The organism is Nostoc sp. ChiQUE01b, assembly GCF_034531255.1.
Taxonomy (GTDB): domain Bacteria; phylum Cyanobacteriota; class Cyanobacteriia; order Cyanobacteriales; family Nostocaceae; genus Nostoc.
Window position 1 is genome coordinate 170,233 of record NZ_JAVRBM010000008.1, and the last position, 9,658, is coordinate 179,890.

General features: G+C 41.0%; 10 protein-coding genes and 1 pseudogene. 10 read left to right on the top strand and 1 reads right to left on the bottom strand.

Features of this window, described 5'->3' with window-relative positions; all coding sequences use genetic code 11:
- The first annotated feature begins 63 nt into the window (after positions 1-63).
- The 4 genes from ntcA to RMY63_RS08365 all read left to right on the top strand — a co-directional run bounded on the left by ntcA (position 64) and on the right by RMY63_RS08365 (position 3,621).
- On the top strand, positions 64-735 hold the full coding sequence (ntcA, locus tag RMY63_RS08350) for a global nitrogen regulator NtcA (protein WP_010998529.1): 672 nt from the start codon (positions 64-66) through the stop codon (positions 733-735).
- A gap of 168 nt (positions 736-903) precedes the next feature.
- The gene (locus tag RMY63_RS08355) at positions 904-2,394 is read left to right on the top strand and encodes a DUF3084 domain-containing protein (protein WP_322728259.1); all 1,491 of its coding nucleotides are present in this window, start codon (positions 904-906) and stop codon (positions 2,392-2,394) included.
- Between the two features lie 150 nt (positions 2,395-2,544).
- Positions 2,545-3,000: a Holliday junction resolvase RuvX gene (locus RMY63_RS08360; protein ID WP_322728260.1), complete on the top strand. Its 456-nt coding sequence runs from the start codon at positions 2,545-2,547 to the stop codon at positions 2,998-3,000.
- Positions 3,001-3,204: 204 nt separating this feature from the next.
- Positions 3,205-3,621: a VOC family protein gene (locus tag RMY63_RS08365; protein ID WP_322728261.1), complete on the top strand. Its 417-nt coding sequence runs from the start codon at positions 3,205-3,207 to the stop codon at positions 3,619-3,621.
- Between the two features lie 59 nt (positions 3,622-3,680).
- On the opposite strand, the gene RMY63_RS08370 is transcribed toward RMY63_RS08365, so the two are convergent.
- The gene (locus RMY63_RS08370) at positions 3,681-3,944 is read right to left on the bottom strand and encodes a DUF3146 family protein (protein WP_069070640.1); all 264 of its coding nucleotides are present in this window, start codon (positions 3,942-3,944) and stop codon (positions 3,681-3,683) included.
- 898 nt (positions 3,945-4,842) lie between these two features.
- Here RMY63_RS08370 and RMY63_RS08375 point away from each other — a divergent pair.
- From RMY63_RS08375 to RMY63_RS08400, 6 genes and pseudogenes are all read left to right on the top strand, one after another.
- Positions 4,843-5,043 (top strand): heavy-metal-associated domain-containing protein, encoded by a 201-nt coding sequence (locus RMY63_RS08375; RefSeq protein ID WP_322728262.1) that lies wholly within the window; start codon positions 4,843-4,845, stop codon positions 5,041-5,043.
- Positions 5,044-5,437: 394 nt separating this feature from the next.
- The gene (locus RMY63_RS08380) at positions 5,438-6,856 is read left to right on the top strand and encodes an aldehyde dehydrogenase family protein (RefSeq protein WP_322728263.1); all 1,419 of its coding nucleotides are present in this window, start codon (positions 5,438-5,440) and stop codon (positions 6,854-6,856) included.
- Positions 6,857-6,930: 74 nt separating this feature from the next.
- Positions 6,931-7,095 (top strand): hypothetical protein, encoded by a 165-nt coding sequence (locus RMY63_RS08385; protein WP_322728264.1) that lies wholly within the window; start codon positions 6,931-6,933, stop codon positions 7,093-7,095.
- A gap of 58 nt (positions 7,096-7,153) precedes the next feature.
- Positions 7,154-8,542, top strand: a complete 1,389-nt coding sequence (gene hisS, locus RMY63_RS08390; protein ID WP_322728265.1) for a histidine--tRNA ligase — start codon at positions 7,154-7,156, stop codon at positions 8,540-8,542.
- 438 nt (positions 8,543-8,980) lie between these two features.
- On the top strand, positions 8,981-9,316 hold the full coding sequence (locus RMY63_RS08395; protein WP_322728266.1) for a XisI protein: 336 nt from the start codon (positions 8,981-8,983) through the stop codon (positions 9,314-9,316).
- A gap of 74 nt (positions 9,317-9,390) precedes the next feature.
- Positions 9,391-9,531 (top strand): annotated as a pseudogene (locus RMY63_RS08400) (MerR family DNA-binding transcriptional regulator); the annotation flags it as partial.
- Between the last annotated feature and the right edge of the window lie 127 nt (positions 9,532-9,658).

A 9,658-nucleotide genomic window follows, 5' to 3' on the forward strand; every position in this document is an offset into this window, starting at 1 on the left:
TTTTTCAGGTGTATTCTTAGGTAATCAGTTTTTGTTTTTCCGGCATTGGGTAGGGGAAGGGAGATGATCGTGACACAAGATAAAGCCCTAGCAAATGTTTTTCGTCAGATGGCGACCGGGGCGTTTCCGCCAGTTGTGGAAACGTTTGAACGCAATAAAACGATCTTTTTTCCTGGCGATCCTGCCGAACGAGTTTATTTTCTTTTAAAGGGTGCTGTGAAACTTTCCAGGGTGTACGAGGCAGGAGAGGAAATAACGGTAGCACTGTTGCGAGAAAATAGTGTTTTTGGTGTATTGTCATTGCTGACAGGAAATAAATCGGATAGGTTTTACCATGCAGTTGCATTTACCCCTGTGGAATTACTGTCGGCACCAATTGAACAAGTTGAGCAAGCACTCAAGGAAAATCCAGAATTATCAATGTTAATGCTGCGAGGTCTGTCTTCGCGAATTTTACAAACAGAGATGATGATTGAAACTCTTGCCCACCGCGATATGGGTTCTAGGTTGGTGAGTTTTTTGTTAATTCTTTGTCGGGATTTTGGCGTTCCTTGTGCAGATGGGATCACAATTGATCTGAAGTTATCTCATCAAGCGATCGCAGAGGCAATTGGTTCAACTCGTGTTACTGTTACTAGGCTACTGGGAGATTTGCGTGAGAAAAAGATGATTTCCATCCACAAAAAGAAGATTACTGTGCATAAACCTGTTACCTTAAGTAGGCAGTTCACATAAAAACAATTGGAGGAAGGGGAATCGGCGCGTGTTGTATTTTGAAAAATGACACTAATAGCTAGAGGTAAATCTAAAATTGAATAATTTCAGCTATTGCCAATTTCCACTTCTTTCCAGACAATGCTTAAAAGTAGTAGGCTGTATCTGGAAGGATTTCGGTAGCTAAAGATGACCACCGGATACATCCTCATCGCAGCAATTTTGATTCTGGGAGGCGTAATTGCCACTGTTGGCGATCGCATCGGCACACGAGTTGGCAAAGCCCGCCTCTCACTTTTTAAGCTTCGTCCGAAAAATACCGCTATACTAGTAACAATTTTTACTGGTGGTTTAATTTCCGCATCAACTTTAGGGATTTTATTCGCTGCCGACGAAGGCTTGCGAAAAGGAGTCTTTGAGTTAGAGGATATTCAAAAAGACCTCAGACAGAAGCGAGAACAGCTAAAAACCGCAGAAACTCAGAAAAGTCAGGTAGAGAGCGAGCTAAACCAAGCAAGAATTGCTCAAGCAAAGGCACAACAAGACTTGCAGGCAATTAATCAATCCTTGCAGACGGCAAATGCCAAACAGAGGGAAACGCAAGCCCAGCTGAACCGCACCATTAGTCAACAAGCCCAAACCCAAACTCAACTCCAACGCACTCAAGGTCAGCTAGATCGGGTGGTAACTCAATACCAAAAAGCCATAGCTGAATTGCAAAGTGTTTACAACCAGAGAAAGGAACTACAGGCGGCAGTTGAACTACTGAAGACAGAACGCCAACGGCTTTATGCGGAAGCGAAAAAAGCCATTGACGAAGCCAAAACAGCAATTGAAAAACGCGATCGCGAACTTGCTAACCGTCAAGAAGCCATAGAACAGCGCGATCAAAAAATTTCTCAACTCGATCAACTAATTCAAAAACGTAATGTCGAAATTACAGCGCGAGAGCAAGTGATTGCCAAACGAGAATCGCGCCTCAAAGAATTGGAAGCACAACAGGAGGAACTAGAACAGGAAGTTGCCAGACTGGAAAAATATTATCAGTCTTACCGCGACCTGCGTTTGGGCAAGCTGGCCTTAGTTCGTGGTCAAGTTCTGTCGGCTGCTGTAATTCGTGTTACTCAACCTGCTGCTGCTCGTCAGGCAGTGGTACAACTTTTACAAGAAGCCAATCGCAACGCCAACCTTGAATTAAGCGAGCCAGGAGCAAATCCGGCAAATTTAGAGCTGCTGCGCGTGACCCAGGATAGAGTCGATCAATTAAGCAAGCAGATTGGCGATGGTAAAGAATATGTCGTGCGAATTTTCTCTGCTGGTAATTATGTTAGGGGAGAAAAGCAGATAGAATTTTTCGCGGATACAGCCCAGAATCAACTGGTTTTTTCGGGAGGCGCGGTGCTAGCCACGACTACTGCTGATTCCAAAACCATGACATCTTATCAGTTACAGCAGCGGCTAGAAATACTGATTTCTGCTTCCCAATTTCGGGCCCGTAATGCCGGAATTGTCGAAAATGTGCAAGTAGAGGGGACTTTTCTGCGCTTTGTCAGCCAACTAAGACAGTATAATCAACCCTTGGAGATCAAAGCAATCGCAGCAGAGGATACTTATACAGCCGGGCCATTGAGAGTAAAATTGGTGGCAATAGTTAACGGAAAAATTATTTTTAGTACTTAAAAAATTATTTGCACACTGTTGTTAGTAAGATTTAAACATATTGAACAGCAGCCAGAATAGTTGCTGTAGCTGCATTTTTTATTTAGCAGACACTACGCCCAGCAAGATCCCTGTAAGGGTACATTTCTAATTTTTAATTTTTAATTTATTATGAATTTCCGTGAATTTTCACCAACCCAACCAGTCATCTTGGGGTTTGATCCAGGTCGAGATAAGTGTGGTTTAGCGGTGATGGGACTGGATCGGCAACTGTATTATCATCAAGTCGTGCTAGCAAAAGAGGCGATCGCTACCATTGAGACACTGCGTCAAAGGTTTCCGATCTCTTTGATGGTCATGGGCGACCAAACTACAGCCAAACAGTGGAGAGAGAAATTATATCAAAAATTGACAGAACCGTTGAGTATTATTTTAGTGGATGAGCGCTACACAACCTTAGAAGCACGCGATCGCTATTGGCAAATGTTTCCGCCCAAAGGGCTAATCAAGCTATTACCACAGGGTCTACGACAGCCTCCAAGACCCATAGATGACATTGTTGCTATTCTCTTAATCGAAAGATACTTAAATCGCCTCACGGAATCAGCAATGAGGAGTAAGGAGTGAAGAGTCAAGTCAATAAGTTAGGAGTTATAGCAGTCGAAGCATAGGTTAGGACTATGTTGGTTGCTGAAACCTTTGATAATACTGAGTTTCTACTCAGCACTCAGCACTCAGCACTCAGCACTTTGCTATACTAAGCTGCTCCACATCTTTACTACATCTTGTCTCCTTTGTGTCTGTTGTTCTGTCGTTCAATGAAAAGGTAATATGAACACAAATAATACACATTTTCCCGCTGTTCAGTTTAGAATTGCTAGACCAACCGACAAACTGGCAAAAGTGGTTGAGTTTTACGAGGATGGCTTGGGATTGAGAAAGCTGTACTCGTTTGCAGAGCATGATGGATACGATGGAGTCATGTTTGGATTGCCCAACGCTCAATACCACCTAGAATTTACAACTCATAAAACTGGAAGTACCTGTCTTGCTCCAACAAAAGACAACTTACTGGTACTGTATATCCCCGATCTACAAAAAATAGCACAAATCCAAAACCGTCTTGCCAGTTTGGGATATCCCGAAGTTGAGCCAGAAAACCCTTATTGGAAAGGCAAAAGCGTAACGATTGAAGACCCTGATGGTTGGCGTGTAGTGCTTTTCAATGGAAAGTTTAAAATGGAGTGAACAGCAGCACAACTCAATTTCTCAAGATGTGTTTAGCTGATCTTCACAACTTATAACTCCTAAAGTTCTGCTCGAATCGTAAAAGCATAGTCTCCTCCAGGCTCTAGCTGGTAATCTTGTTGCTCCAAGAATCGACCGAGGGGTTCTTTGATTAAGGCGCGACCTTGGGAAGGCTTGACGGCAAGTTCCCCCCGGCGAAAATGCCACTGGAAATGCCACTCAAACTCACCCGCACTCACTTCACCCTCAAGGAAGCCGTGTTGCCAGGATTGGCGGGTAATTCTGACATGGGCAATGGTTTCTGGCAGACGTTTTGCACTCACAATGCTTTATGTCAAGTGTGGAATAACAGCCGATGATGTAGGCTACTTATTTTATTTACCAAACATATCTTAATTAGACAAACTGACAAAGTGGGTAGTTGTGTTTATAAACAGGATGACTTCAGTATACTGAAGTCGCGCGTTACCGATAGCTTACCCCTATGGGAAAGCAAACTATGCATAGCGTCTTGTACAAAAGCATTAAGAAGTCTTAGAGCATCACAGTTGATTGTAGAGATGAGAAAATAAATCAAACGAAAAATGCTAATTTTTTCATTGCTTCTAGCGATCGCATTTCAACTACTGGTACATTTCAGGAATCGTTCCCATTCGCAATGTGAAGCAGTCTCTAGCGTAAATACCCAAATTAGCAGTGTCCAACACTTCTATCATAATTGTGTCACTGAAAGTCTTTGTTGCGAAGCCCACAGTATATTTATGCCGCAAGATAGCTGTTTTTTGAATCTATATGTACTCCAAATGCTGGGCAAAAGTACCTGAAGCATACAATAAATTAAAAACTACAGATCAAAAGATTTCGTAAATTACACATAGACGCTTGTACGATCCGGCAGTGCTACTAAAACAACTATGTCGAACAAGAATGCCTAGAAAAGCAGGAGAATGTCTTGTGGAGTCTTCATAACAAACTAAAAAACGGCTTTTTATAAGTTAGTAGCTTCTAAGTGTATTTTCATAAATAACTTTATATATTTTGGCATTTCATTTAGTTTTACTGCCTCAATAATTTGTCAATAATGATTTAGGTATAACTATTATTTATTACTATGTATGCGATGCTTAACTCCCTAACTCAAGTAAGATGTGCGCTCACTATTAAAATTGATATTATATTTCTTAAAGGTAAATTATTTCAGTTTACGTAACGAGGTAAGTAATGGCAATTAAATTGAAAGTTACCAATCTTAAAGGTAATGAGTGCGCCCAGAAAATAACTAAATCTATTCAGACTATGGAATCTGATGCCAAAGTAGATGTGAACGTTGATACTAAAACTGTCACTGTAGACACTACGGCTTCTGAAGAGTCAATTAAACAGATAGTCCAATCTGCTGGTTATACTATAGAGGGCTATTAACTAAATCTCTAAATTTTCTAATAAATTTAGAGGAAATAATTTAGCCAGCACAATTGTTTAATGATATTTACGTCCGTTTGACGGACGTAAATGTTAATATATTACTTTATTTGATTGCAATTATTCATCCTCTGATAGCATGGCAAAGGGATATAAATATTGGTAAGCATCAATAATAATTAAATTCACCAAGACCAGAATAAAACATGACTTTCAGAAAATTAAATGCTAAATCTCATCTTAGTAATCATTATTAGGTAGAAAGAGAAGTAGACTGTAAACACTGCAAGCCACCATTGAACGCTTAACCAACCTAGAGATAATTTGAATCAGGGAATGGGGATTGGGATTAGGAAATAATGACAAATGACAAATGACAAATGACAAATGACAAATGACAAAACCAATAGAAGTCCGCAATCCCCGAACTGGCAAATTTGACTACGTAATTATCCCACCGCCTCCAAGGCTACTGATACAACAATGTAAGCGCACGCGCAGGGCACAGGTTCGCTGGCATCAGTTGGGCTTAGAGGGGAGAATTGAAGCTTTACAGCAGTGGAAGGATGCGATATTATCTGGACGCGATCGCCTCACGGAAGCTTTAGTAAATGATACAGGAAGATTGTCAACCTCGATATTAGAAATAGATTCTTTCCTCTCCAGCATTGATCGCTGGTGTCGATTAGCACCGGAATTGCTGCAAGAATCGGCAAAAAATACAGCCATTTCCTTTATTGCCTTGCAACAAACATCCGTACCTTATCCCCTAGTTGGGGTAATTAGTCCGTGGAATTTTCCGCTGTCACTGTCTACTGTTGATACTATTCCGGCATTGTTAGCAGGTTGTGCTGTCATTGTCAAACCCAGTGAAATCACTCCCCGCTTCGTAGCACCACTGATTACAGCACTCAACACCGTTCCCAAACTGCACGAGGTATTAACTTTTGTGGAAGGAGCAGGCGCAACTGGATCTCTTTTAATTGAAAATGTAGATTTGGTATGCTTTACAGGCAGTGTAGCGACGGGGAGAAAAGTTGCACAGGCGGCTGCAAAACAGTTTATTCCAGCTTTTTTGGAATTAGGAGGAAAAGATCCTGCGATCGTTTTGGAATCAGCCAACTTAGAATTAGCAACCTCAGCAATATTGTGGAGTTCCGTCGTCAACACCGGACAGTCATGCCTCTCAATTGAGCGAATTTATGTTGCAGACTCCATATTTGAAAAGTTTTACCATCAACTAATAGCCAAAGCATATCCCCTTGAGCTAGCCTATCCCACAGTCGAAAGTGGAGAAATTGGCCCGATTATTGCCGAAAAACAAGCAGCCGTTATTAGCGATCATCTCCTAGATGCAGTTGAAAAAGGAGCAGTAGTTCACTGCGGCGGTGTAATCGAGGATTTAGGTGGGGGTTGGTGGTGTCGTCCAACAGTGCTTACCCAAGTTAATCATTCCATGAAAGTCATGACCGAAGAGACTTTTGGCCCGATTATGCCAGTCATGCCTTTTTCCACAGTAGGTGAAGCAGTCTCTTTAGCCAATGACTCAATCTATGGATTAAGTGCTGCTGTATTTGCCTCAGAAACAGAAGCCTTAGAAGTTGCCTACCAGATAGATGCAGGTGCTATTAGTATCAACGATGCTGGACTCACCGCCATCATGCATGAGGGAGAGAAAAACGCCTTCAAATTCTCTGGTTTGGGACAGTCACGTATGGGTGCAGCGGCGCTAAAACGGTTTATGCGAAAAAAAGCTATTTTGATTAAAACTAACTCAACTAGTGACCCCTGGTGGTTTGATAATCAAGAATAGTGAATGGATAATAGAGAATTGATAACAGGAAAAATAATAGTCTCTAATAAAGCTTATAAAAATAGGAGTTGAACATGTCTATTATTAAAACAAAAATGCCCCTAATAGCCCGTCATGAAGGAGAGTGGTCAGGTTCTTATACAGTGATTGATACAGAAGGAAAAATTTTAGATAAATATACTTCTTATGTAAGCTGCCAGGGGTGGGGTTATTATTTTGGATTTATGCAAGAAGTCTAGTAATCAAGCAGACATGATATAACTCTCATCTCAAATTTCAACTTAGTAAGGTACACGCATGGCCAAAGGTGACAAAATAAACTTTTCTACCCCTAGCGGGTTTCCAGAGTTTCTTCCTAGCGAAAAGCGTTTAGAATTATATTTATTAGATATCATCCGTAGAGTTTTTGAAAGCTATGGATTTACGCCCATCGAAACACCTGCTGTAGAACGTTTAGAAGTGCTGCAAGCTAAAGGAAATCAAGGCGACAATATCATTTATGGAATTGATCCCATCTTGCCACCCAATCGCCAAGCCGAGAGAGATAAATCGGGCGAAACTGGTTCGGAAGCCAGAGCTTTAAAGTTCGATCAAACAGTTCCTTTAGCGGCGTATATTGCCCGTCACCTGAATGAATTAACCTTTCCCTTTGCTCGTTATCAAACGGATGTAGTTTTTCGTGGAGAACGGGCAAAAGATGGACGTTTTCGTCAGTTTCGTCAGTGCGATATTGATGTAGTTGCTCGTCGTGAACTCAGCTTGCTCTATGATGCTCAGATGCCTGCAATTATCACGGAGATATTTGAAGCAATTAATATTGGTGATTTTCTGATTCGCATCAATAACCGAAAAGTTCTTACTGGTTTTTTTAAGTCAATGGGAATTGCCGAACATCAAATAAAATCGTGTATTGGTATTGTTGATACTCTAGAAAAGATTGGTGAAAGTAAAGTAAAACAAGATTTAGAGAAAGAAGGAATTTCAGCCGAACAGGCACAAAAAATTATTGAGTTTATTAAAATTGACGGTTCGGTTGATGAAGTCTTAGATAAGCTCAAGCACCTTGCTCAAAATCTGCCAGAAACCGAACAATTGAGCTTAGGAGTTACCGAATTAGAAACGGTAATTGCTGGGGTGCGTAATCTCGGAGTTGCCGAAAACCGTTTCTGTATTGATTTATCCATTGCCCGTGGTCTTGATTACTATACTGGCACAGTTTACGAAACAATCCTATTAGGACATGAAGCTTTAGGTAGTATTTGTTCTGGCGGGAGATATGAAGAATTAGTTGGGGTATTTTTGGGTGAGAAAATGCCTGGTGTCGGCATTTCTATCGGCTTAACTCGTTTAATTAGTCGTTTATTAAAAGCTGGTATTCTTAGTACGTTAGCTGCTACACCTGCCCAAGTAATGGTAGTGAATATGCAAGAAGATTTAATGCCTACTTATTTAAAAGTTTCTCAACACCTGCGTCAAGCGGGAATTAATGTGATAACTAACTTTGAGAAGCGTCCCTTGGGTAAACAATTTCAATTAGCAGACAAACAAGGAATTCAATTTTGCGTAATTATTGGTTCTGAAGAAGCAGCAGCGCAAAAATCCTCGCTCAAAGATTTGAAGACAGGCGAGCAAGTAGAAGTACTACTAGAAAATTTGGCTGAGGAAGTTAAAAGAAGGCTTACCTAAAAGTTGATTTGTAAAGTAGCGACTGTCTATTACAATCTGCCTCATGTACCGTACTTATTTGGAAATCCTTTATGAGTTTGTCGGATGTCCCTAATCTCTGGGTTCCTTTAGCACTTTTAGGTTTAATTGTTATCGCTGCTGTATTTTTCAGCCGCAGCAGTTGATATTTAAAGTAACCTTATCGAGTACCAGAAGTTTGGTTGTTCAGGAAGAACCAGCTGGTAATTTACAGGTTGCAAGGCGATCACTACACTGTTGAAAGCAGGAGCCGTTATTTCCCCAATATCAATGTGTCAGAGGTAGTCACGGAGTCTTTGAAAATTGCCTACGAGCGCAATACTAGTGCTGCTATTCGGGAATTGCGACAGAAATTGACCAGTCAGAATTAAATATTTTGCGATCGCTTCAATGTGAGGACAAATGGGAGGTGATTGTCGAATGGAAAGAATAAAACAGTACCGCCAAAGCATCCGCCAAATATTAACGTCTCACGCTACTTTTGAGAGTGGCAATTCAGACATTGAGTCTCAGCTTATGTTTGATACAGAACATGACCACTACCAACTTTTGGAAGTCGGGTGGGAGGGACTTAAGCGAGTTTACAACTGTATCATCCATTTAGACATTAAAGATGGGAAGATTTGGATTCAGCGCAATATGACTGATGTAGATATTGCACGGGAATTAGTAGAAATTGGTGTGACGAAAGAAAATATTATTCTAGGTTTACATCCGCCGTATAAGCGTCCGTATACAGGGTATGGAGTAGCTTAAGGGATGAGAACAGCGACGAAATAATTAACTAATTCTTTTTAAACTTGCTCATGCAATGACCTATTACTACTAGTATGAGTAAGTTAACTATATCTGAAGCGGCAAAACTTAAAGGTGTTTCTACTCCCACGCTTAGGCGTTGGGAGGTAGAGGGCAAACTTGTGCCAGAAAGGACAGTTAATGGACATAGGCGGTACGATTTAGCTCAACTGCTGAGTTAAAAGCGATTAGTGAGAAGCTTTGGGAGCATCCACTTTTGGCAGAAATACTCAAATAGCTAATAAACTATTGAGATAAGCACAACGAACCGAGAGGATGTGATTGACACTTTCAACATTCCAC

What these genes read in the sequence shown, in the direction of transcription:
- RMY63_RS08380 (WP_322728263.1), top strand. Translation starts at nt 5,438, where the DNA reads ATGACAAAACCAATAGAAGTCCGCAATCCCCGAACTGGCAAATTTGAC.
- RMY63_RS08385 (WP_322728264.1), top strand. Translation starts at nt 6,931, where the DNA reads ATGTCTATTATTAAAACAAAAATGCCCCTAATAGCCCGTCATGAAGGA.
- RMY63_RS08375 (WP_322728262.1), top strand. Translation starts at nt 4,843, where the DNA reads ATGGCAATTAAATTGAAAGTTACCAATCTTAAAGGTAATGAGTGCGCC.
- RMY63_RS08365 (WP_322728261.1), top strand. Translation starts at nt 3,205, where the DNA reads ATGAACACAAATAATACACATTTTCCCGCTGTTCAGTTTAGAATTGCT.
- RMY63_RS08360 (WP_322728260.1), top strand. Translation starts at nt 2,545, where the DNA reads ATGAATTTCCGTGAATTTTCACCAACCCAACCAGTCATCTTGGGGTTT.
- hisS (WP_322728265.1), top strand. Translation starts at nt 7,154, where the DNA reads ATGGCCAAAGGTGACAAAATAAACTTTTCTACCCCTAGCGGGTTTCCA.
- RMY63_RS08395 (WP_322728266.1), top strand. Translation starts at nt 8,981, where the DNA reads ATGGAAAGAATAAAACAGTACCGCCAAAGCATCCGCCAAATATTAACG.
- ntcA (WP_010998529.1), top strand. Translation starts at nt 64, where the DNA reads ATGATCGTGACACAAGATAAAGCCCTAGCAAATGTTTTTCGTCAGATG.
- RMY63_RS08355 (WP_322728259.1), top strand. Translation starts at nt 904, where the DNA reads ATGACCACCGGATACATCCTCATCGCAGCAATTTTGATTCTGGGAGGC.